The organism is Candidatus Avelusimicrobium sp. (assembly GCF_056976295.1).
On record NZ_DBMCTG010000009.1, the window covers coordinates 24,877 to 48,262 of the forward strand.

Annotated in this window: 22 protein-coding genes; 7 read left to right on the forward strand and 15 right to left on the reverse strand. The window is 48.3% G+C overall.

What is annotated here, in order from left to right; translation table 11 throughout:
- Positions 1 to 109 precede the first annotated feature (109 nt).
- Both ACZOTW_RS05085 and ACZOTW_RS05090 read right to left on the reverse strand, forming a co-directional pair.
- Entirely contained in the window at positions 110 to 2,014 is a 1,905-nt protein-coding gene (locus ACZOTW_RS05085; RefSeq protein WP_483997651.1) for a heavy metal translocating P-type ATPase, read from the reverse strand.
- Positions 2,011 to 2,340: an ArsR/SmtB family transcription factor gene (locus ACZOTW_RS05090; RefSeq protein ID WP_428044835.1), complete on the reverse strand. Its 330-nt coding sequence runs from the start codon at positions 2,338 to 2,340 to the stop codon at positions 2,011 to 2,013. Before ACZOTW_RS05090 ends, ACZOTW_RS05085 begins: the two co-directional genes overlap by 4 nt.
- 139 nt (positions 2,341 to 2,479) lie before the next feature.
- Between ACZOTW_RS05090 and ACZOTW_RS05095 the strand changes: the two genes are divergently transcribed.
- Positions 2,480 to 2,950 (forward strand): type IV pilin protein, encoded by a 471-nt coding sequence (locus ACZOTW_RS05095; protein ID WP_428076753.1) that lies wholly within the window; start codon positions 2,480 to 2,482, stop codon positions 2,948 to 2,950.
- A 113-nt stretch (positions 2,951 to 3,063) separates the two neighbouring features.
- On the opposite strand, the gene ACZOTW_RS05100 is transcribed toward ACZOTW_RS05095, so the two are convergent.
- From ACZOTW_RS05100 to mnmE, 11 genes are read right to left on the reverse strand one after another with little or no spacing between them, the layout of a single operon-like run.
- Positions 3,064 to 4,146, reverse strand: a complete 1,083-nt coding sequence (locus tag ACZOTW_RS05100; protein ID WP_483997652.1) for a UDP-N-acetylglucosamine--N-acetylmuramyl-(pentapeptide) pyrophosphoryl-undecaprenol N-acetylglucosamine transferase — start codon at positions 4,144 to 4,146, stop codon at positions 3,064 to 3,066.
- Between the two features lies 1 nt (position 4,147).
- Entirely contained in the window at positions 4,148 to 5,371 is a 1,224-nt protein-coding gene (locus ACZOTW_RS05105; RefSeq protein WP_483997653.1) for an FtsW/RodA/SpoVE family cell cycle protein, read from the reverse strand.
- 5 nt (positions 5,372 to 5,376) lie between these two features.
- Complete coding sequence (gene mraY, locus ACZOTW_RS05110) at positions 5,377 to 6,462, reverse strand: phospho-N-acetylmuramoyl-pentapeptide-transferase (RefSeq protein WP_177746342.1); 1,086 nt, start codon at positions 6,460 to 6,462, stop codon at positions 5,377 to 5,379.
- Positions 6,463 to 6,465: 3 nt separating this feature from the next.
- Positions 6,466 to 7,809 carry a UDP-N-acetylmuramoyl-tripeptide--D-alanyl-D-alanine ligase gene (locus ACZOTW_RS05115; protein WP_483997654.1) on the reverse strand — a complete coding sequence of 448 codons (1,344 nt, stop codon included), beginning with the start codon at positions 7,807 to 7,809 and terminating at the stop codon, positions 6,466 to 6,468.
- Positions 7,810 to 7,823: 14 nt separating this feature from the next.
- Complete coding sequence (locus ACZOTW_RS05120) at positions 7,824 to 9,536, reverse strand: peptidoglycan D,D-transpeptidase FtsI family protein (RefSeq protein WP_428064016.1); 1,713 nt, start codon at positions 9,534 to 9,536, stop codon at positions 7,824 to 7,826.
- A 2-nt stretch (positions 9,537 to 9,538) separates the two neighbouring features.
- The gene (locus tag ACZOTW_RS05125) at positions 9,539 to 9,796 is read right to left on the reverse strand and encodes a septum formation initiator family protein (RefSeq protein ID WP_177746336.1); all 258 of its coding nucleotides are present in this window, start codon (positions 9,794 to 9,796) and stop codon (positions 9,539 to 9,541) included.
- A complete protein-coding gene (gene rsmH / locus ACZOTW_RS05130; protein WP_483997655.1) occupies positions 9,793 to 10,686 on the reverse strand; it encodes a 16S rRNA (cytosine(1402)-N(4))-methyltransferase RsmH in 894 nt (297 codons plus the stop codon). The genes ACZOTW_RS05125 and rsmH overlap by 4 nt, the downstream gene beginning before the upstream one ends.
- Positions 10,687 to 10,694: 8 nt before the next feature.
- On the reverse strand, positions 10,695 to 12,002 hold the full coding sequence (locus tag ACZOTW_RS05135) for a hypothetical protein (RefSeq protein ID WP_428038050.1): 1,308 nt from the start codon (positions 12,000 to 12,002) through the stop codon (positions 10,695 to 10,697).
- Entirely contained in the window at positions 12,002 to 12,670 is a 669-nt protein-coding gene (gene rsmG / locus ACZOTW_RS05140) for a 16S rRNA (guanine(527)-N(7))-methyltransferase RsmG (RefSeq protein WP_428042940.1), read from the reverse strand. The genes ACZOTW_RS05135 and rsmG overlap by 1 nt, the downstream gene beginning before the upstream one ends.
- Positions 12,627 to 14,420: a tRNA uridine-5-carboxymethylaminomethyl(34) synthesis enzyme MnmG gene (gene mnmG, locus ACZOTW_RS05145; protein ID WP_483997656.1), complete on the reverse strand. Its 1,794-nt coding sequence runs from the start codon at positions 14,418 to 14,420 to the stop codon at positions 12,627 to 12,629. Before mnmG ends, rsmG begins: the two co-directional genes overlap by 44 nt.
- Positions 14,421 to 15,773 (reverse strand): tRNA uridine-5-carboxymethylaminomethyl(34) synthesis GTPase MnmE, encoded by a 1,353-nt coding sequence (gene mnmE / locus ACZOTW_RS05150; protein WP_483997657.1) that lies wholly within the window; start codon positions 15,771 to 15,773, stop codon positions 14,421 to 14,423.
- Positions 15,774 to 15,927: 154 nt separating this feature from the next.
- On the opposite strand from mnmE, the gene ACZOTW_RS05155 reads away from it, so the two are divergent.
- Positions 15,928 to 16,482: a flavodoxin family protein gene (locus ACZOTW_RS05155; protein ID WP_483997658.1), complete on the forward strand. Its 555-nt coding sequence runs from the start codon at positions 15,928 to 15,930 to the stop codon at positions 16,480 to 16,482.
- Positions 16,483 to 16,590: 108 nt separating this feature from the next.
- On the opposite strand, the gene ACZOTW_RS05160 is transcribed toward ACZOTW_RS05155, so the two are convergent.
- Positions 16,591 to 17,253 (reverse strand): hypothetical protein, encoded by a 663-nt coding sequence (locus ACZOTW_RS05160; RefSeq protein WP_483997659.1) that lies wholly within the window; start codon positions 17,251 to 17,253, stop codon positions 16,591 to 16,593.
- A gap of 102 nt (positions 17,254 to 17,355) precedes the next feature.
- Positions 17,356 to 18,036 carry a hypothetical protein gene (locus ACZOTW_RS05165; RefSeq protein ID WP_483997660.1) on the reverse strand — a complete coding sequence of 227 codons (681 nt, stop codon included), beginning with the start codon at positions 18,034 to 18,036 and terminating at the stop codon, positions 17,356 to 17,358.
- A gap of 94 nt (positions 18,037 to 18,130) precedes the next feature.
- Here ACZOTW_RS05165 and ACZOTW_RS05170 point away from each other — a divergent pair, with 94 nt between their 5' ends.
- The 5 genes from ACZOTW_RS05170 (at position 18,131) to ACZOTW_RS05190 (ending at position 23,373) form a co-directional block, all read left to right on the forward strand.
- On the forward strand, positions 18,131 to 19,357 hold the full coding sequence (locus ACZOTW_RS05170) for a BaiN/RdsA family NAD(P)/FAD-dependent oxidoreductase (protein ID WP_428050059.1): 1,227 nt from the start codon (positions 18,131 to 18,133) through the stop codon (positions 19,355 to 19,357).
- Between the two features lie 4 nt (positions 19,358 to 19,361).
- Positions 19,362 to 20,033, forward strand: a complete 672-nt coding sequence (locus ACZOTW_RS05175) for a toxin-antitoxin system YwqK family antitoxin (RefSeq protein WP_428038058.1) — start codon at positions 19,362 to 19,364, stop codon at positions 20,031 to 20,033.
- A gap of 152 nt (positions 20,034 to 20,185) precedes the next feature.
- Positions 20,186 to 21,550, forward strand: coding sequence for an acetate kinase (locus ACZOTW_RS05180; RefSeq protein WP_177746315.1), 1,365 nt, complete (start codon positions 20,186 to 20,188; stop codon positions 21,548 to 21,550).
- A 144-nt stretch (positions 21,551 to 21,694) separates the two neighbouring features.
- Positions 21,695 to 22,312 carry a DUF47 domain-containing protein gene (locus tag ACZOTW_RS05185; RefSeq protein ID WP_483997661.1) on the forward strand — a complete coding sequence of 206 codons (618 nt, stop codon included), beginning with the start codon at positions 21,695 to 21,697 and terminating at the stop codon, positions 22,310 to 22,312.
- Between the two features lie 11 nt (positions 22,313 to 22,323).
- Positions 22,324 to 23,373, forward strand: a complete 1,050-nt coding sequence (locus ACZOTW_RS05190; RefSeq protein ID WP_483997662.1) for an anion permease — start codon at positions 22,324 to 22,326, stop codon at positions 23,371 to 23,373.
- The last annotated feature ends 13 nt before the right edge of the window (positions 23,374 to 23,386 follow it).

Here is a 23,386-nt window from a genome sequence, read left to right on the forward strand (position 1 = left end):
ATTTTGAATTTGTTTCAGAATCTACCTTTTTTCAAAAGCCTGGCAGGCCGCCAAAACACTCGGCAACCCCGCCGCGCCTTGCGGGCCGAACAACTATCGTATGCTATCACTACTCCTTAAAATACAAGGGGCGCAAGGAGTTTGCCACCGCCAATAAACATACGCCGACATCGGCAAAAACGGCACTCCACATATTAGCCAGCCCCGCCGCACCCAAAGCCAACACTCCGGCTTTAATCACTAGCGCAAAGACAATATTCTGCTTAATTACACGCAAGGTTTTGCGGGAAATTTTAATTGCCGAAACAATCTTTTTTACCTCATCGGTCATCAGCACCACGTCGGCGGCTTCTATGGCGGCATCAGAGCCAAGCGCCCCCATTGCTATTCCCAAATCGGCACGCGCCAAAACAGGCGCATCATTAATACCGTCGCCCACAAAGGCCGTGGCAAGCCCATTAGGCGTGCCTGATATTAATTTTTCCAAAATTTCCACCTTGCCTGCTGGTAACAGACCTGCGTAAACGTGCTTTATATGTAGTTCGTAGGCGGTTTTTTCGGCGGCGGAGATACTGTCTCCGCTCAACATCACCACTTGGTGAACAAGCCCGTTTTGCAAGGTTTTTAAGGCTTCCTCAGTGCCGGGCTTTACCTTATCGCCCAGTTCTATGCGCCCTTTAAAAACTCCATTTTCCGCCACATATACGCACGTTCCGCGCCCGGCCTGCACATCCGCCACGTTATAGCGCGCCATTAAGCGTTCGTTTCCTGCTAAAATTTGTGTGTTTTTCATAGAGGCGCAAATCCCCTCTCCGGAGATCTCTTGCACCGTTTCCGGGGTTTCCGTCTTTATTTCAGCCTCCTTTAAAATGGCTTTGGCTACCGGGTGATTGGAATAATGCTCGGCGGAAGCCGCCAATTTAAGCAATTCCTTGTCTGTTGTGTTTCCGGCGGGAAAAAGTCCTGTAACCGAAAATACCCCTTGCGTGAGCGTGCCCGTTTTGTCAAAGGCCAACGTATAAAGGCGCGATAATTGTTCCAAGTACGAACTGCCCTTAATCAGCACGCCATTTCTGGCCGCACCCCCAATACCGCCAAAAAAACCGAGCGGCACGGAAATAACAAGTGCGCACGGACAGGAAATTACCAAGAAAATAAGTGCGCGGTAAAACCACGTTTTAAACGAAGCATCTGCCCAAATAAGCGGTGGCAGAACGGCTACTGCCGCAGCCGCAAACACCACCGCAGGCGTGTAAATACGGGCAAAGCGCGTGATGAATTTTTCGGCAGACGATTTTTTGCTGGCGGCATTTTCGGCTAGTTCCAAAATCTTGGCAACTGCGGAATTTTCATAAGTCTTTTCCACCTTTACGCGAAGTGTGCCGTCCACGCTGATTACCCCCGCCAACACCTGCTGCCCCGCTTGGGCGGTTACCGGGCGGGATTCCCCCGTCAAGGCGGAGGTATCCAAATGGCCGCTTCCGCTTTCAATCACCCCGTCTAACGGCACACGCTCCCCCGGCAAAACGAGTACCACCTCACCCGGCTTAACTGTTTGCGGGGAAACCTTTTCCTCTTTGCCAGACTTTATTAAGCGGGCAAAATCGGGCCGTAAATCCATTAAACGAACAATACTCCGGCGCGATTTACCCGCCGCATATTCCTGCAACAATTCCCCCACCTGGTAAAACAGCATTACAGCCACCGCTTCGGGAAATTCCCCAATGCACCACGCCCCCAAAGTGGCCACCGCCATAAGGGAATTTTCGTCAAACCATTGGCCTGTTTTTACATTGGAATAGCAAGCCTGCCATACCTCAATCCCGCTGATAAAATAAGCCGCCAAATAAAAGGGCAGTTTAATAGCAAGCGGAACAGGTAAGAAAAAACCCAAGGAAAACAACCCCGCCGCTAAGGCTAATTTTTTCCACTCGCCGCGTGGTTCACCTTCCTTCCCTTGGGCACACGAGCAGGCGTGGCAAGCGGTACAAGCACATTCGTGATGATGACTCATAACCCCTCCTGTATGTGTTCTAACCCTTGGTTAAAAATGCGTTTGACGTGTTCATCCGCCAATGAATAAAAAACCGTTTTTCCCGAGCGGCGGCTTTTGACGAGTTTGTTTTGCTTTAAAAAGCGCAACTGGTGCGAAATGGCGGAGTGCGTCATCCCTAGTTCGTCCGCAATGTGCTGTACACATTGTTCACAATTAAAAAGAGCGCACAAAATGCGCAGGCGCGTGCTGTCGCCAAACACTTTAAACAGATCGGCCAAATCGTAGAGAATATCGTCGGGCAGTTGCAAGGATGGTTTGCAAATGTGTGGTGGGGTTTTCTTCATAATTAAGTCCTATTATATTAATATATGAACATATGTTCATATATTAGTATAATTAATTTTCTTTTATTTGTAAAGGTACTGCTTGAAGAACGCGCCAAAATTGATATACTATGTGTGTAAACTTTTTTAAGGAGATAATATGAACAACAAGGGCTTTACTTTAATTGAACTCTTGGTCGTGGTGCTGATTATCGGCATTTTATCGGCCATTGCCTTGCCGCAATACGAAACCGCCGTGGAAAAGGCACGCTTAACGGAGGGGCTTATTAACGCCAAGGCGATTGTAGATGCAATCCAACGCCACCAGCAGGCAAACCCTGAGGATGATGTATGTACCCAAAGCCAAATTGCTGATGTTACTTTAAAGGGCGGAAAATGGACAAATAATAGTGGCAATTATGGTTGTTCTTATTACACAACCAAATATTTTGTTTACGAATTAACTAATAGCGATTGGGTGGATGTTTGGAGAACGGATGACGGGAATCCTGCTAACAACATTTACAACTTTTGGTACGGCCCTGATAATACAACTGACAAAAACTGTTCGGTTGGCGACGAGGATGAAGAATTAGGGATACAAATGTGTAAATTTATCCAAGGTATGTAATTTTGCCTAATATAAAACACACCCCGCGGAAAAATATTCTTCGGGGTGGTTTTTAAATGTTTTGCCTTTGTCGTTATTGATTGGAGTTCACCCTGCTTGCCGTTTGGAAAAACTTACAACTGTTTTAATTTATCCGCTATGGTCTGCGCCGCCGTTAAGGGATTAGGCAGGGCCAACTTATCATACCCGGCACGCATAGCGGCCAGTTTTGCACTCACTTGGCCTTGGGTCAGCCCCTTAAATACACTAGATAAGCGCGTTGGCAACTGTTCATCGTCCAACACGATTTGCGCACACCCCGCCTCAGCAAAAATTTTAGCATTGTAGTATTGGTGGTTTGCCGCCGCGTGCGGAAACGGCACCAAAATTGCGGGTAACTTACAGCACACCAGTTCAGCCAGCGTGCTTGCACCGCTCCGGCAAATAATCAAATCAACCGCTTTCATCAGCGCGTAAATTTCGTGCGAATAAGGCAATACGGCGGCATTGGATAACCCGGCATACAAGCCACGCACGCTTTCAAACCACCGCTCTCCCGTGATGTGGATAAATTGCCAGTTGGAAAAAATCTTGGCACAAGCAACCACCGTATTGTTTAAATCTTTGGCTCCTTGGCTTCCGCCCACCACTAGAACGGTTGGCTTTGCAGGATCCAGTTTTAGTGCCTGTAATTGCGTGGCACGGTTCGCGGGCAAACCAAACTCCGCACGCACAGGCGTACTTGTCAAAACGCCGTTTTTCACTTTCTCCGTCGTCGGCAAGCCCAACATAAACAGGTCCGCAAATTTTCCGCACACCTTGTTTGCCAGGCCCAAGCGTGCGTTGGAATCGTGCACGGCCGTTTTTACACCCATAAAATGCGCCATAAAAATAAGCGGGAAAGAAATATACCCGCCCGTACCGATAGCCACCTCCGGCCGAAAAAACCGCAATATTTGGCGTGTTTGGAGCAAGGATTTTACCAATTTACACACAAATTTAACGTGCCGCACGGGGTTAACAGAGCGAGGGAAACCCATAAAATCAATTTCTTTATAGGAAAGTCCGTGCGCAGATAACACTTTGGCGGCCGGGTCGTCTTTACGGACGACAAAAAGAACCTCGCACCCTTGGCGTTTAAATTCTTCGCCCAGCGCAAAACCGGGGTAAAAATGCCCGCCGGTGCCGCCGGAAGCAATCAAAAAGCGTTTGTTCATATTATTTTTTCCTGTTTTTAAAATGCGTGATGTCCTCGCGCAGATTATTCTGCGTGTTATCCACCGCCGCCAAATTAAGGATAATGCCAATCATCACCAGCGTCATAATCACAGACGAACCGCCGTAGGAAAAAAACGGCAAGGCAATACCCTTTGTAGGCACTAAACCAATGGCCATAGCCATATTAAAAAATGCCTGCATACAAATTGTAATCGTCAGGCCAAAGATAGTCAAACTGCGGAAATGCGTTTTTGCCACGCGGGCCAACTGCACTCCGTGGACAAGCAGCCAACAAAAGAGACTAATAATAATCGCCCCGCCAAAAAGGCCCACTTCCTCGCACATAATGGAAAAGATAAAGTCCGTATGGGCGGCGGGCAAATATTCCAGTTTCAGTTCACTGTTGCCTAGTCCCTTTCCAAACCACCCGCCGGACCCTACCGCCAGAAACGATTGCACCAACTGGTAGCCCGTAGTGCCCTCGGTGGCGAACGGGTTTAAAAAGGAAAGCATACGGTCGCGCCTGTACCCCACCCCAAACAGCAAGCGGTACAGCACCGGCAACAATAATACCCCCGGTACGCACAAGTGCAAAAAGCGCGCACCCGCCATTAAGAGCATAAAGGCAAATACCGCCCCCATCAGCATAGGCGTACCCAAGTCCTTTTCCGCCAAAATAAGCACTAATGTAATCCCCGCCACTATCATAGGATTAATAAGCAGTTTCCAATTTTTGGCTAACCTTCCGGCCACTTTATCCAAATAGTCGGCAATATAAATAACCAAAGTTACTTTGGCGATTTCGGAGGGCTGCAACTTAAAAAAACCGAAGTCAATCCAACGGTGCACATTGGCCTGCTGACGGGTAAAAAGCACAATAACAAGTAACACCCAAGTAAAGAATAGCAAGTTAATCGGCTTAAAAATTTTAATGCGTATCAGGCGGTCAAACGTCTGCGATAGAAACAACGCCGCCAACACACCTAAGAAATCAAACAGCAGTTGGCGTTTAAAAAAGAGCGTAGAGTCAAACGCGCTAGACGAATAAGTAAAAATCAGCCCAAAAAGCACGAACGCAAAGGCAATGAAGGCAATGTATATATCTAATTTGAGCGGGCTCCACCACCCGTCCTGCCGTGCACCGGCAAAGCCCCGCACGGCCCGGGGAGTAGGCCGCCGTGTAAAGGTATTGCGCCGCTGGGGCGCTTTGTTAAATAGTTTCATAAGCGTTAACGGATTTTAAGCGAGGCTAAGGCCAAAAGCATCAGCATTGCGCCCACAATCCAAAAGCGCACGATTACCTTAGGCTCCGGCACACCCATTAATTCAAAATGGTGGTGAATCGGCGCCATTTTAAAAAGCCGCTTGCCGTGCGTTAATTTAAAGTATCCCATTTGGAGCATAACGGATACGGTTTCCAACACAAAAATACCGCCTGCAATCGGGAGCAAAAGTTCTTGCTTTACGCACAGGGCTGCCGTGCCGATTACGCCGCCCAAAAAGAGGGAACTCGTATCGCCCATAAACACCTGCGCAGGGTACGAATTGAACCACAAAAACCCCATACAAGCCCCGATGAGCGCGCCCATAAACACAGTAATTTCCCCCGCCCCAGGCACATAAATAATCTTTAAGTAGTCCGCAAAGTGGAAGTTCCCCGCCAAGTATGCCACAATCCCGTAAGTAGCCGCCGTAAATACCATACAGCCGCTTGCAAGCCCATCCAAGCCGTCGGTTAAGTTCGTAGCGTTAGACGAGCCGACAATCACCAGCATTGCAAACGCAAAATAAAATACCGACAGGTCAATAAACATTTTGCTCATATACGGAATAATAAGAGCAGTGGAATATTCCCCATTGGGCGGATTTAAGGCCAAATATCCTACCACCACTACCGCCGTAAATAACTGGATTGCCAGTTTAATAGAAGATTTCATCCCCTCCGGGTTCTTTTTTACAAGTTTGGTATAATCGTCCATTACACCGGCAATACCAAGCGTAACGGTGGTAAAAATAAGCAACCAAATATAATTGCTGTCTAGTCGCGCCCACAAAAGTACGCTAACGATTAAACTGACGAAAATCAGCAAACCGCCCATTGTCGGCGTGCCGTTTTTAGATAAGTGGGAAGCGGGACCGTATTGGCGTTCAATTTGCTGGATTTTATAGGAACGAAGTTTCGTTACCACCTTGGGACCAATTAAAAGGGTCAGCAAAAAAGACGTAAATATCGCCGCTCCGGTACGGAACGTAATATAATTAAAGATATTTAAAAAACTGAAATTATCAGTAAATTGCGACAAATAATAAAGCACAGTTTAAATCTCCTTTAAAATATTTTCAAAATTCATAGAGCGGGAAGCCTTTACCAAACAGGTCCCCCCCTTAGAAAGCACCTTTTTTAACTCCCCCGTCCACCCTTGGGGTGTTTCATCATAAAATACTTTTACACCCGACGCAGTTTGCAACTTCTCGTAGGCATATTTCATTTCCGGCCCTGCCAAAAAGCAATAATTGATATGGTTATCCAGCACCTCTCTCGCCACCAAACGATGGTATTCTTTGGAGGTTTCGCCCAGTTCCTTCATATCGCCCAACACCGCTACGCGCGGCTCGGCAGAAGCGTGGCCCAAAATTTCCAAGGCGTTCTTCATACTGGCCGGGTTGGCATTATAGCAATCCAAGATAAACTCCACCCCGTTTTTATGCAAATGCTCCATACGCATTGGCATCGGCGTAAAAGAAAGAAGCCCTTTTTTTACATTATCCATATACAGGCCTAATGCAATAGCCGCCGCGGCAGCCGCCGCGGCATTTAACTTATCGTGCCGGGCCAAGTTTAAATCCAACACATAGGCTTCGCCTTTATAGGTAAATGAAAATTTTTCGGTATCCAAAATCTGCAAGTCCGCCCCCGGATGAAAGCCAAAAGACAAACTTTTGCCCTTAAATTCGGTTTTCAGGCGGGATAAATATTCATCATCGGCGTTATACACCAAGGTCCCGCCAAAATTTAAACATTGGGCAATTTCGGTTTTAGTTTTATAAATGGTTTCCAAATCGTGGAAAAATTCCAGGTGCGACGGCCCCACATTGGTAATTACCGCCACATCCGGCACCGCCAAAGAGGCCGTTTCCAAAATATCTCCGGGATGGGAAGCCCCCAACTCAAATATGCCGTATTTGTGTTTGGGCTGAATTTCCAATAAAGAAAAGGGTACGCCGAACTGGTTATTAAAATTGCCCATATTGGCGGCGGTTTCGCCGGCGGTTTCGCAAATGGCGCGGAGCATTTGCTTGGTGGTGCTTTTTCCGTTAGAGCCAGTAATGGCGGCCACCTTTAAGGTGCTGTTTAAGCGGTGGTATTTGGCCAGCGCTTGCAAGGCTTTTAAAGAATCTTCCACCAGTAAAAATGACGCATTGGCCTTTTGCGGAACCTCAAAGCCTTTTTCCGCCAAGATGACAGCCGCCCCTTTGCTTAGCACATCGGGGATAAATTTGCGTGCATCGTGCTTTTGGCCTTTTAAGGCAATAAAAGCATCTCCCGGAGCCACTACGCGCGAATCGGTTACAAAAGAGGTTACAACTGTATCCGGTGCAGACGAAATCAGTTCCGCTCCGGTAATTTCCGCAATTTTGCGGACAGATAAATTAAGTTTCATACGGTCTCCTTAAATCAAATTTTTGCGCCCGGTTCAAAATCCAACTGGTCGGGAGCGATGCCCTTTAAGGCTAATAACCGCTCGGCAATTTCTTTAAATGCCGGTGCGGCGGCGGTACCGCCAAAGGTATATTTGGCGGGATTATCCAAAACCACTAAAATCGTAAATTGCGGGTCGCTGGCCGGGACAAAGCCGCAGAACGAAGCAATATGGCTGCGTTTGGCATACCCCCCCTCTTTGCTCAACTTTTCAGCCGTACCCGTTTTTCCGGCTACATTATAGCCCATAATACGCGCACGCTTGCCGGAACCCGCTTCCACCACACTTTCCAATACCTTGGTCATTGTATGGGCGGTTTCCTCGCGCAAAACACGGCGGATTTTTACAGGCTTGGAAAGTTTTTCCACCTTGCCGCCTGCGTATTCTATACGGTCAATCAGGTGCGGCTGCATTAACACCCCGCCATTGGCTATGGTGGAATAAGCATTAATCAACTGGATAGGCGTAACGGCCACCCCGTAGCCGTACCCTTTGGTGGCGGTATCCACTTTGGTCCACTTGTTGTACGGAAGCACATTGCCTTTGGATTCGCCATTAAAGTTGATATCCGTCTTAGTGCCGAAACCGAAGGCTTTTATATAATAAAAAAGATTTTTGGCCCCTAACTCTACGGCTATTTTCCCGGCCCCGATGTTGGAAGAAAGTTGCATAATTTCGGGGATAGAAAGGAAATCTTTTTTGTGCTGGTTGTCCCGCACAACTACCCCGCGGGCAATCTCCCACCGGCGGCCTTCCATATCAATACTGTCCGTAACGCTCACGACCCCTGCATCTAATGCGGAGGAAACGGCAATCGCTTTAAAAGTAGAGCCCGGTTCGTAAGTGAACTGGAACGCTAATGATTGGCCGTCTTTTATCGGGTAGGAAGCGGCTGCTAAAATTTTACCCGTTTTAGGCTCCTGCACAAGAGCCACTCCGTGCTCGGCCCCCACTGAATCCACCGCTCGTTTGAGGGCAGTTTCGGCATAGAACTGGGCGACTTCATCAATCGTCAAATACACATTGGCTACGGAAAGTTCCTCTTTTAATTTTCTGTCGTAAATGATTTCACCGCGGCGGGCACGCTTAGCGCGCCTTTTGCTGATGTCTTGGCTGAGTTCGCTGTTAAACATCTTTTCCACGCCGGAAAGACCAAGGTTTTTAGAGTTAGCCGCCCCCACAATATCTAGCACGCTTTGCCCGTATGGGTGAATACGCTCGTATTCCGGCGTAAGTTCTAGCCCTTGCCCCAACGGGGTGCGCAAAATTTGGGAAATTTTAATGTAATTATCCGGTTTAATCTTTTTAGCCACAAAGAAAAAGTTGGAAGCGCGGTTCCACTTTTCCAAAATACGGCTTTTGGGAATACCCAAAGTTTCAGACAAAAAGGCCACTGTTTTATTTTTGTCCTTTACATAGCGTTTATTCACACCGCAGGAGTGCGTGCGGACCGATTCGGCCAGTTCCCGGCCGTTTACGTCTAATATTTTTCCGCGCAGGCGGTCCTCGGCCAGATAGTTATAAATAGCGCGCTCGGCCTTGGAGGAAAATTCGTCGTGCTGAAAGGTTTGCATATAAAAAAGTTTGCAAAAAATCAGCAACGGAGCAATTAAAATAACCTTTACGGCAATCTTCATCCGGTTTTTAACATTAAATACATCCGGGGACGAAAGGGGTCTTTTTAACATAGTTATTTCGGGTCCAAAATAATAATTTCGTGCGGCTTTGCGGGCACAAGGCCCAACTTGTCCTGCGCAAAAGCGGTAACGTGCTGCGGGCCGGACAGACGGGAAATTTCCAACTCCAAATACTGGTTGCGGGCTTCTTTAATTTCCACCTCGTTTTGCAACTGGCTGATAGCACGACCCGAGCGGTTGATTTCAATGCGCATCGCCACCACCATAAAACCAAACAAACATAAAACAAATAATAAAACAAAATATTTCATTTTTTCACTCTTTCAATCACACGCAATTTAGCACTGCGGGAGCGGCGGTTTTGGCGGACTTCTTCATATTCCGGGGCCAAGGCGTGCTTGGTAACCAGTTTCCACCCGCCGCTTTGCGCCAAGGCTTTAAAATGGGTTTTAACCAAACGGTCCTCTAACGAGTGGAAGGTTAAAATAGCCGCCCGTCCGCCCGGTTTGATAATATCCGCCAAAGAAGTAAGCAACTGCTCCACCGATTCCAATTCCCGGTTACAGGCAATACGCAAGGCCTGAAAGGTTTGTGTGGCCGGATGCGTTTTTCCGCGCTTGGGGCCGTACACCGTTTCCACAACCGCTTTTAAGCGTTCGGTTGTTTCTATGGGGGCTTCTTTGCGGGCGCGCATAATAGCCAAGGCAATTTTAGTAGCATTACGTTCCTCGCCGTATTGGGTCAAAACGCGCTCTAATTCCGCCATTGGCCAAGTGTTTACAATCACGGCCGCACTTAACGGGTTTTGCTTGTCAAAGCGCATATCCAAAGGGCCGTCCCGCAACAGGCTAAATCCCCGGGCCGGGTTATCTAATTGGTAGGAACTTAATCCCAAATCAAACAAGGCCCCGTCCGCGCCCTCCAACCCCAGTTCTTTAAGTACCGCAGGAGATTCGGTATAACTTTTATGAAACACGCTTAAACGAGGGTCATTTACGCGCTCTTGGGCCATTTTTAAGGCTTCTTCATCTTTATCAAACCCCAATACGCGCGCACGCGCGCCCAAGTGGCTTAAAAAATATTTGGTATGCCCGCCAAGACCCAAAGTACCGTCAATATAAGTACCGTCAAAATTGGTAAGCAAATAATCCGCTATCTGCGGTGCCATAATGGGAATATGTGTCCAAATCTGTTCTGTCATAAACGCTCCTAATACTTCATCACGGGCACCATTTGCAACTTGTTAATTTTGGTCTGCTGCGGAGCCTTTTTAGGCTGTGGTTTGGGGGCCGGTTTCGGCGCGGTCTGCGGCTGTTTGGCAGGTTCCGGCTTTTTAACAGCCGGTTTCTGCGGTTCGGGCTTGGGCGAAACCAGTTTTCCCGCCTGATAAGCCTTTTGCAAATCGTGCAGCCATACATTTTCCAAGACACTTACCTTATTAAAAGGCATACCAAACGCACGGTATAACGCCTGGTGCAAGGGTGTTTTGGCCTTTATTTCCGTGCTTAATTTATAAAATTCGTCCCGCGTGCGGGAATTTAACAAATAATCCACTAAACTATATGCTTGCGTGTACCACAGTTCCGCTTTATCATTGGGAAAATTACTTATATCCTCGGTTTGTGTCATTTCTTCCAACGGGATATAAGTTCCCTGCACAATGCGCAAAAGACTTCTGTCCACCCAACTGGGCTTTTGCTTGGTGGCATAAATCTGCATATAGACCGCCATCCCTTCGGAAAGCCAGAGAGGTGATATCGTCGGCAAAAAGTATCCGTCAAAATATAAGTGTGTCAGTTCGTGCACAGAAAGCGGATAAAAACTGTTCCCCTCTATTACATACATTGTATCGGCGCGCAAGTCGGAAGAAGCACCCGACCACGCCGGACGCTTGGTAAAGCCCATATAACTGTCCTTTTCGCCAAACAGCATAACCAAAATTTTATTGGGTTTTATAACCAATGTAAAAGGAGTTAAATCCAACATCAAATTACCGTGAATCGTATCCAGCACCGTTTTGATATTTTCCGTAACGGGATTTTTTTCGCGATAAATCAAATAGTTAAAGGTATCTGCCGTCAAAAAACCGGGCGGGGGCGGAGACCAACGCACCTTATGCGCAGAATCCGTCGGGCGGTAGGCCGGAACGGGTACCGCCTCCAAAGCGGCTCCTTCGCTCTTGGGCGCATTTAAGGCAACGTGCTCTAAACCGGAAATCATTTCGTTAAACTTTTTTTCATCCTCGGGTGAATATTCCACCGCCGAGGCCGAAGCCGGAGGCGGCACCGAAATATCGGGACGGTTTTCCCGCGCGTGTCCGCGGTTGGGGTCCGCAGCGGGAGCCGGGGCTTTCTTTTCGGGTACGGGGAGCGGAACGGCATCCTCACGCGGTTTTTCCGAAAATAAAGCGTTTACCACATCCTTGGCCGTCAGCCCGAACGAACGCAATACGTGCGGTGTGCATAACAGGACCGCAAGTATCAACGCAAAACAGGCTAACTTTTTAAAGATATCCATTACATTTTTCCAAACAAAACCAAGTGTCTTTTTTTATTGTCGTCCGGCAAGTTATACTGCTCTACGCCAAGCAAAGTTCCTTGGCATTTTTCCGGACGGCACATATCCGCCTGCGGGTGTTCGCCCTGATAGGCAATAAATACTCCCCCCGCTTTCAGCGCACCCAAACAAATTTCCAAAATATCGGGCAGTTGGCCCATAGCGCGCTCGGTTACAAAATCAAACGCAAATGCAGTTCCCTGCCCAAGACGCGCCTGTTTAACTTTGGTATTTTTGATACCCAGTTGCATAATTGCCCAGTTCATAAACGAGCAACGCTTTTCAATGCTTTCTACCAGCGTTACCTGAACGTGCGGCAAAGCGAGTGCCGTCGTAATACCGATATATCCCGCCCCTGCGCCAACGTCGGCCGCCTGAGGAGAAACCATTTTTTTAGCGTGTATAAAACCGTTTATCTTGGCTGCCGCGGTTAAACCGTCGCAAATATGGCGGGTGAGGACTTCGTTCAAATCCGCCGCGCTTGTTAAGTTTAAAAAGTCCTTTTTATTCCACACCAAGTTGGCATAGGATAACATTTGCTCCGCCTGTTTCTGTGAGAGGGGCAAATTAAGCGTTGCGGCGAAATCAATCAGCGTTTTGAGCATTTTTAAGTCTCCGGTATCGTTCAATATGTACCGCCAGTAATTGCAAATCTGCCGGGGTTACACCCGGGATACGCCCGGCCTGCCCCAAGGTTTGCGGTTTTACCTCACGCAGTTTTTGGGCGCTTTCAAACAAAATGCCGCGCACGGAGGACGTGTCAAACCCCTCCGGAATTTTTATATTGTCCATTTCCGCCAATTTTTCGGCATCTTTTTTATTGCGTTCGTAATAACCGGCATATTTATTATGAATATCGGCGTGCGCACGGGCTTTTTCCAACGTCCACGGGAACAAATCTTCGTCGGTTTCGGCCGGTTGTGCGCCCGGATGTTCAATTAATTTTTCGCACAGCGCGCGGTATTTTTCAAACGGCGCTTTGTACTTTTCTTCCAATAATCCCATTTTAAAGGCGTGGGGCATCAGGCGCAAGTCCGCGTTATCGTTACGCAGTAAAATGCGGTATTCGGCGCGCGACGTAAACATACGGTAAGGCTCGTTTACGCCCTTATTTACCAAATCGTCAATCAGCACGCCGATATAGGCTTCGTCCCGGCGCAGGACAAAAGGCTCTTTACCCAAGGTTTTTAATGCCGCATTGATACCCGCTATAAGCCCCTGTCCGCCGGCCTCTTCGTAGCCGGTGGTGCCGTTAATCTGCCCGCCTAAAAACAAGTTGGGCACGAGTTTGCTTTCCAACGACGGGAACAAATCGCGCGGGTCGGAAAAGTCGTATTCCACCGCATAACCGGGGCGCGTGATAGAGGCCTTTTCCATACCGGGTACAGATTTTATCAGCGCGCGTTGGACGTCCTCCGGCATACTGGTAGAAAAGCCCTGAATATAATATTCTTCCGTGTGAAAGCCCTCCGGCTCCAAAAACAGCGGGTGGCTGGTAACGTCCGGAAATTTTTTAATTTTATCCTCTACCGACGGACAATAGCGCGGCCCCATCCCGTGAATATTTCCGCTATACATAGCAGAGCGTTGGAAGTTATTACGCAGAATTTTATCCGTTTCCAAGGTCGTTCTGGTAATGTGGCAACTCAAAAACCGGCGCTGCTGTTGGGCTTTTACGTCCGTAAAATGGGAAATGGGCTGCAACGGATTATCAGACGGCTGCAAGCGGAATTTAGAATAATCTAAACCGCGTGCGTTAATACGCATAGGAGTACCCGTTTTAAAACGCAGCATATGCAGGTGTAATTCTTCGCGCAGATTTTTAGCCAATCCGTCAGACGGCATATCGTTGTAGCGGCCACCCTTAAACATTTCGGTACCAATATGTATGGTTCCCGCCAAAAAAGTTCCGCTGGTCAGCACGACGGTCTTGGTATGGTAAAAAGTGTTGCGTAAGGTCAGCACGCCGTTTACACCGTTATCCGAGGTGGAAATTTTGACGGCTTCGTCCTGCATAATATCCAAGTTGGGCTGTAATTCCAAAAAGTGCTTAAAGGTGAACTGGTAAATTTTCTTATCGCATTGAACGCGAGGAGAGTGAACCGCCGGGCCTTTGCCGGTGTTAAGCATATGGTAATGCAAGGCCGCACAGTCCGTTACGCGGCCCATAGCCCCGCCCAAGGCGTCAATTTCGCGCACGATTTGGCCCTTAGCAATACCGCCGATAGACGGATTGCAGGACATTTGGGCAACGGTATCCAAACTTTGCGTAAGCAGGAGCGTTTTAGCCCCCAATTTGGCGGAGGCCAAGGCGGCTTCGCACCCGGCGTGTCCGCCCCCGACTACAATAACATCATACTTATCTTCGCAAACAAACATTTATTTCCCCATACAAAACTTGGAGAAAATAATTCCCAAAACATCATCAGGAGTTACCTCTCCAATCAAATCTTGTAAATAATTCAGCGCGCGGCGCAGGTGCTCGGCATAAATTTCCCCTCCGGCGTGCGCGGCCAGGCGGATTAAAGCACTTTCCAGTTCGGTTTGTGCGTTAATCAAGGCTTCGTAATGGCGCAAGTTGGAAATCATCAACCCGTCTGCCGTTTGAGCCTCGTTGATATCGGCGGTAATAGCCAGTTTTAACGCATTTAATCCGTCTCCCGTTTTGCACGAAACCGGCAGAACCGTATAATTTTCGCACTCCGCCAACGGGCAAACAGGTTTTTGTACGGCATCTGTTTTATTAAGCACAATAAGGGTGCGCTTTTGCTGCCGGCGGATATCTTGCCACAAATCTTTTTCTTCCGGAGTAAGGGGCCTGGAAGAATCCAGCACAAACAAAATTAAATCTGCCCCCTGCATGGCTCTCAGGCTGCGCTTCATCCCTTCTTTTTCCGCCGGGTCCAGCGCGTGTTCGCGAATACCGGCAGTATCGGTTAAAATGATTTTTTGCCCGTTAATTTCCAGGGTTTCTTCCACCGTGTCGCGCGTGGTACCGCTGGCAGAAGAAACAATCGCCCGGTCAAACCCTACAAGAGCATTTAGCAAACTGGACTTACCGCTGTTGGGTGCGCCAACGATAGCGGTTTTGAGGCCGTCTTTAATATACTTACCCACGGAAAAAGTGTCTGCCAACGCTTTAATATGCGCCAGAACGGCATTTATTTGGCCGGATACAAATTCGTCCGAAAGCGGGGTCATTTCCTCGTCCACGTCGTCCAAGCGGACCTCTATTTGCGCCAGAAGTTCGGAAAGTTTGGTTTTCATATCGTCCAAACGGGCGGATAATTTTCCGTCCAAGGAGTCCATAGCCAGTTTATGCGCGTGTTTATTGCCCGAAGCGATCAAATCGCACAACCCCTGCGCTTCCACTAAGTCCATTTTTCCGTTAAAAAAAGCCCGCTGGGAAAATTCCCCCCGCCGCGCCATAGAAGCCCCGTTTTCACACAGCAGTTCTAACAGTCTGCCCTTGATATAGGGTGATGCGTGGACGGCAAATTCCACCACGTCCTCGCCGGTGTAGGAGTGCGGGGCTTTAAAATACGTTACCAGTGCTTTATCCAGCACTTCGCCGCCGTCATAAAGCGTACAAAAAATTTGTTTGCGCGGCTCCGGCGCCGTTTGGCGGCGGGTAAGCGTTTGGAAAAGGGCAAGCGACCGGGGGCCGGACAGGCGGATTAACGCCACCGCTCCGCCCATACCGCTGGCTAAGGCGCAGATAGTAGTTTGCATAGGTATATTTTATCAATTTTTCATACGCTTGCGGGGTGTTTTTTGTATTGGGAAAAACAATAATTTTTATACTTGCCAAAGCGCAGGCAAAAAACTATAATCTAAATATTCTTTTTCCGCAGAAAAAAACGGACGTTTCGGAGAGGTTTTTTATATGAGTAAAAATATTTTAGTGCTTACGGGCAGCCCGCGCCAACTGGGCAATTCGGCCTTACTGGCGGACGCTTTTATTCAAGGAGTCAAATTTGCAGGCCATACCGTGCAGGTGTTTGAGACGGCTTTTCACCCGGTACTGCCGTGCCACGCCTGCGACAAGTGTTGGTCTGCCAAAGAGCCGTGCGTATTTAAAGATAATTTTGAAAAGTTGGCCCCTATGCTGGAAGCGGCCGATATGCTGGTATTCTGCACGCCTTTGTATTGGTTTTCTATGAGTGCGCAGTTAAAGGCGGCTATTGATAAACTGTATGCCTATATGAAAGACATCGCTCCACGCAAACTGAAAATTAAAGAGTGCGTACTGTTAGCCGCCGCTGAGGGAAACGAAAAAGACGGCGACTACGACGGTTTAAAAGCCACCTACCACAGCATAGCCAACTATTTAGGTTGGCAGGACCGCGGTATGGTGTTAGTGGGCGGTGTGGGAGAGCCGGGTGAAATTATCAAAACAGGCAAACTGAAAGAAGCCTTGGAATTTGGTAAAACAATGTAAAAGCAAAGAACACTTTAAACTACCCCGCTAAAATCAATTAGCGGGGTAGTTTTTACTTCCCTTGGCTGATAATAAACCAAGGGGAAGCATATAATTTTAATCAATTAACTATTTGGCGGCGTTTCCGGCAGATTTTTGTTTAAGCAAATTTAACAAGGCCGAACCCGCACCTGAATTTTGTCCTTGAATCGTCTGCGCGGTAGCGGCGGAGGGGTCCTTGCCTTTGGCTATACTCATAGAAGCCGCAGCCGCGGCTTTGGCTGCTTGTTCGGCGGATGACGGCATTAAGCCCGATTCGCCCCCGCTTAGTTGCGCTGCTTGCTGAGGTTTAGCCGCTTTAAAATCTTTGGCTTTCTTCGGCTGATAATTACTCATAGAAGTTTGGGCTTGTGCCATTGGCGCGGCGGTTTTTTTGCCTATATCCGCCCCCCCGGGTTTGGACACAGCCGTTTCTCCCCCGGTAGTCGGGCGGCTTGCAGAAACCTGCGTAGTTGGGCGGGACACCTCTACCGTTGTAGCCGGACGGCTGACGGACGGCATTGTAACCGGGTGGTTTGCCGCCGCCGAGGTTTCCGGCTTGGAAACCGCAACCGAGGTAGTAGGCTTTTTTACTTGTACAGCGGTAGTGGGTTTAGCAGAAACGCTCCCCGTCGTCGGACGGGATACCGACACCGTAGTTGTCGGGCGGGAAACGGAAACCCGCGTAACCGGGGCCGCCTGCAAAACGGTTGCGCCCAGCACCATATAACCAATAATAAGAAAACGGTTCATTTTATTCTCCTTGTTATATAGTATAAGTTCCGTTTGCCCATAGTCAAGGCGAAAATCCCCCGGCACAACCGGGGGATTTTTACTTAAACTAAAATCACCTGTTTATTTTTTGCCTGAACTTTGTCCGCCCATAAGGGCCGATAAGTCCGGCATTTGTCCGGAACTGGCCGCCTGCATAATAGCCGACATATCCGGCACCCCGGGGGTAGCCGCGCCGGCATCAGTACCTTTATTAGCGGAGCCTCCCCGGCTAGATGAAACATTGGAATTGGCACTCCCCGCGCGGGAATTATTACCACGATTGCCCGCCTTTTTATCGTTCTTTCCCTCTGCCTGAGGTACGCCCGTTTGCGGGGCGGAAAGCCCAAAACTGTTCATCATTGCCTGCACTTGGCTGACGGCCGCCTGTGCCTGTTGGTCGCTATCCGCTTTTTTTTCGCCCTCTTTTGGGTCGGCCTTCTGATTTTTTCCTGCGTTTTTGTCCGCTTTACCAGCCTTACCGGAAGAAGGAGTTTGTGGAGCCGTATTGCCCGTTGTTGCAGGGGCGGCCTGCCCAGCGGCAGAAGAGTCCGTTTGCGCCGCTGGAGCAGACGGCTGCGTATTAGCACTTTGCGTGCGTTGGCGGCGGGCACCGTAACTGCTAAACGTGCGCGTAGCAGGAGCCGCCGTTTCTTCCGTCTGTTGGGAACCAAAACTCGCGCGGGAGGTTCCCCCCACCCGGTACATTTGGGCGGAAGCCGTAACGCTCAGCCCCAAAATAAAAAGTAAAAATCCGATTCTCATAAATGCCTCCTTTTTGGCTACTTTTTATAGTATATACTTACCCGCCAAACTGTCAAGAGTGAAAAGAGTTTCTTTTTTTGCTAAACTGTATGAAATGAATTTGCCTATTTACGACGTAATTATTATCGGTGCGGGTGCCAGCGGGCTAATGTGCGCGCGGGAGTGCGCCCGCCGCGGGCAAAAAACCCTTTTACTGGAAAAAGATGCTCTTCCGGCCCGCAAAATTCTTGTCAGCGGAAACGGACGCTGCAACCTGACAAATGCCAATGTTTCGCCTGAATATTACCACGCGGACCCGGTGTTAATTACGTCCGCCCTCAAACAGTTTTCCTTTCAGCACGCACTTGATTATTTTCACCAGTTGGGCGTACTTACACAAGAGGAAGCCTTGGGGCGCGTATTTCCGCAGACGGGCAAATCAACTGCCGTGGCGGAAGCCCTTAAACTGGCCGTAAAAGAGGCCGGGGCTGAACTTTTAACCGGGCAAGAGGTGCTGCGCGTAAAGCGCGGCAAAACTTTTTTAATTTCCACCAAGCAAGGCCAAAACTTTCAATCTAAAAAATTAGTCTTGGCGTGCGGCTCGTGCGCATACCCGCAAGTAACAGGCACGAACGCAGGCTATGAACTCGCTAAAAAACTGGGTCATACTATTATCCAGCCGCGCCCGGCATTGAGCGCCTTGTGTGTAAAGGAAACAGCCGTCGCCCGCTTGACAGGTATCCGCAGCCAAGTGGAACTTTCGGCCTGGCAGGATAAAAGCCTGTTGGCCCGGGCAGAGGGCGAAATCTTGTTTACGAATTACGGTGTAAACGGCCCGGCGGTGCTAAATATCAGTTCCGCGGTCTCGCGCGCACTCGCGCACGGAAATGTGCCGCTGACGATTAATTTCTTTGCGCAAATAAAGGAACCTAAAAAATTTTTAGAGGAAAGATTGAAACAATTTTCCCACCGAAAACCCAAGGACTTTTTTGCCGGCATTTTACACGAAAGTATTGCTAATTTACTGATTGATTTTATAGGTCTTCGCAAAAATATCCCTATGCAGGAACAAACGCCAAACGGTTTACAACGTATCGGGGAAACCCTTACCGCGTGGCCGCTTACCGCCACCGGCGTACGCCCGTGGACCGAAGCAATGGCGGCAACAGGGGGTGTAAATACGAAAGAAATAAACTATAATACATTTGAGTCCCTCAAATGCCCGGGGCTGTTTATTACGGGAGAATTATTGGATGTGGACGGAAAAAGCGGCGGATTTAATTTACATTTTGCCTGGGCCTCGGGCTATATAGCGGCCAAAAATGTGTCGGAGGAGAAATAATCATATGGTAGATATCGTTAGAAAGACAACCAGTTTACACGACCCCTTGCACGTCGGTTTTGTGCGCACTTATTATGTAAACGACAAAGAAGTTTATCAGGAAACTTTGGACAAAAACCTGGATATTGAAAAGCACTCCGGCACAATGCCCGACGGAATTGTAAAGGAATTTTTTGAAAACGGAAAGGTTTATTTTGAGTGCGAATTTAAAAACGGACTGAGAAACGGCATCTGTAAAATTTATTTTGAAAACGGCAAAGTAAGCATTGAAAAGTTTTACAAAGACGGTATGCTTGAAGGCAAAGCCCGTGTTTTCCACCCGACCGGCCGCCTTTATAAAGAACTGTCGTATGTGGACGATATCCAAGACGGCAAAGAAGTAAAATACTACCCCGACGGAAAAGTATTGGAAAGCGCCGAATATAAAAAGGGCTACTTAAACGGCGTGAGCAAGGTTTATACGCCCGACGGAGATTTGCGCTCCGAGTGTACCTATAAAAACGATAAAATCGTAGGTGATAAAATCATTTACCACCCCAACGGTACGATTGCGCTCATCTCCCCCCACAAGGACGGAAAACCCCACGGCGTAACCAAAAAATTTAATGAAACGGGCGCCCTTATTGAGGAGTGGTTCTTTGAGGACGGCGTTTTAACGCTCAAAAAAGCGCACTAAACTCTTTTATCTTCCCCCCGGGAATACTTTCCCGGGGGTTTTTCTTTATAAATTCAAACGCGGCTCGTTTCTTTTTGCTACAATAATAATGAGGAAGGATTTTCCTTCAAAATTACGCTCCCACGAGAGCCCTAACAAGGATTCTAAATCAAATGATTATATTGTTTTTAAACTGCGGCAGTTCTTCTGTTAAGTACAGTGTGTACGACTGGGACCAGAAGAAAAGCCTTTGCGCCGGCGCGGTGGAACGCATCGGCATTGACGGTTCCTTCATTTCCCAGGACCGCAACGGATACCCCTCCTTTGAATTAAAAAGAAATTGCAAAGACCACAAAGACGCTATCAACCTGGTAATTGAAACCTTAACCGATAAAGAACACGGCGTTATTGAAAACGTAAATGTCATCAGCGCAGTGGGCCACCGTATCGTGCACGGCGGTAAATTTGCCAAATCTGTTATCGTGGACGACAGTGTAGTCGCCGAACTTAAAAATATTTCCGACTTGGCTCCGCTGCACAACCCGGCACATATTATGGGTATTGAAGCGGCCCGCGCCCTTATGCCCAATGTTACACACGTTTGCGTAATGGACACCGCTTTTCACCAGACAATGCCGGCTTCTTCTTATATGTATGCATTGCCGCGCAAATGGTACACCGATTATCAAATCCGCCGCTACGGCTTCCACGGTTCTTCCGTTTTATATACCTCCCGCCGCGCCGCCGTACTTCTGGGCAAAAATGTGGACGAAGTAAACACCATTGTCTGCCACATTGGCGCCGGGGCAAGCGTAACCGCCGTAAAGAACGGACAATGCTTAGATACCTCTATGGGCTTAACCCCGTTAGAAGGCCTTGTAATGGGCACGCGTTCGGGCGATATGGACCCTTCCATTTGCTTCCATATGATGAAGAAACTCAATATGAGCCCGGACGAAATGTACACCATTTTAAACAAAAAAAGCGGTATGTATGCCCTGACCGGGGACCGCTTTGCCGACCAGCGCGACGTGCGCAAAGGGGCCGCCAACGGCGACGAACTGTGCAAACTAGCCTTGGACGTGGAATCTTACCGCGTGAAAAAGTACATTGGCGCATATATGGCTGCCTTGGGCCGCTTGGACAGCATTGTCTTTACCGCCGGTGTAGGCGAAAGAGCCACCAATATCCGCGAAATGATTTTAAAAGGCCTTGAAAACTTTGGCATTATCCTGGACGAGGAGCGCAACAACGCGGCAGATACAAACAAAGCCGAGTGCCGCATTTCGGCCGATAATTCGCCGGTAAAAATCTTTGTCATCCCGACAGATGAAGAAATCGTCGGCGTACAAGATATTGTTGCCCTCTTGGCCGGAACATACGACGTATATACCAAGTTCCGCTATATCTTCCAGGAGAAAGACTACCGCAACAAACTGCGCGACGCAGCCTTTATAGAAGAGGTCAAAAAACGCCCCTTCCTGTTAAAAGCAGCCGTTAATTTGCCCGAGCAGTTAAAGCAGGAGTTAAATAAGTAGTTTTTATGTGCGCCCGTTTGGTTATTCAAACGGGCGTTTTTTTAAAGAAAAAATGCTGTAAGATGTAACCCGCCTGGACGAAACAGGTTCGCACCGGGCCCGCAAGTTGCAAGATGAACGAAAAAAATTAATTGGAGCAAACATATGTTCTTACCCAAAGAAGTAAAGTTTTTTGATTTGTTTGATAAGCAGGGCGAAAATATCGTCCGCGCGGCTGAGTTTTACAAAAAACTCGTGGATAGCGGCAACTTTACCCCCGAAAACATCCGCGAAATGCACGAAATTGAACACTATGGCGATGAACTCACCCACACCACCATTAACACCTTAAACGAAACCTTTATCACTCCGTTTGACCGCGAGGACATTTTGGCCTTGGCCAACCGTTTAGACGATATTGTAGATAGCATTTACCTGCTTGCAAACCGCTTTTGTATGTACAAAATCCAAAAGCCGACCGAATACAGCAAAAAAATGGGGCACACCATTGCCCAAACCTCCAAGGCCTTGCAAAAGGCTCTTGCCTCCCTGCGCAGTAACAAAAATATGAAGGAAACCCTTATCCAATGCGTGGAAATCAACCGTTTGGAAAACGAGGGCGACGTCCTGCGCGATGAGGCCATTACCCATTTGTTTGAAAACGAAAAAGACCCCATTATGATTTTAAAACAAAAGGAACTCTACGAATTAGGCGAAACCGTAACCGACTTTTGCGAATATGCCGCCAATATGGTGGAATCCATTTTGGTTAAAAATAATTAACGGAGCCGGTTATGCTGTGGATATTATTCCTAATTATTTTGGCCTTATTCTTTGATTATTTAAACGGTTTCCACGATGCTGCCAACTCGGTGGCTACCGTGGTGTCCACGCGCGTCTTATCGCCAAAAGTGGCTGTGGCGTGGGCTGGTTTTTTTAATTTTGTGGCTTTTTTGGTATTTCACACGGAAGTTGCCAAAACCATTGGTGCAGGCATTGTGGATATTCACTTTGTGGATGCTAATCTGGTATTTGGCGCATTAATGGGAGCCTGCGGGTGGAACATCCTTACCTGGTGGTGGGGATTGCCATCCAGTTCCTCGCACGCACTTATCGGCGGGCTGATTGGAGCAGGTTTTGTAAAAGGAGGGGTAAACGCTTTGGTTGCCGGCGGAATTTTTAAGACGATTTTATTTATCTTTTTATCCCCCCTTCTGGGTTTTTTACTCAGCATTATTATCGGCATATTAGTATTTAATATCTGCCGTCCGTTTAACCCCTACAAGGTGGACCATTTCTTTCGCAAAGGGCAACTGTTCTCTGCGGCAGCCTACTCCCTGGGCCACGGCGGAAACGACGCACAAAAGACTATGGGTATTATCAGTATGCTGCTTTTAGGCGGACTTGCCGGGCAAGAAGCAGCCCCTATCCGCGATTTTTTGCTCACACACGAAGAAATGCACCAAGTCGCACAAGGCACATTTATTGTGCCGCTTTCGGTGGTACTTTTGTGCCAAGGCTCTATTGCGTTAGGTACACTTTCCGGCGGATGGAAGATTGTTAAAACAATGGGGCAGAAGATTACGCGTTTGCGCCCGGTGGACGGCTTTTGCGCCGAATCCGGCTCGGCTATCTCTCTCTTTGTGGCATCTATGTTGGGTATTCCTGTCAGCACTACGCACACTATTACAGGTGCGATTGTGGGCATCGGCTCCCTGCGCCGCCTGTCGTGCGTGCGCTGGGGTGTAGCCAACCGCATTGTGTGGGCGTGGTTTATCACTATTCCCGCCGCGGCTTTGATTTCTGCCGCTTGTTACCTGCTTAAAACGTGGCTTTTTAAGTAAGTAAATATTTGCA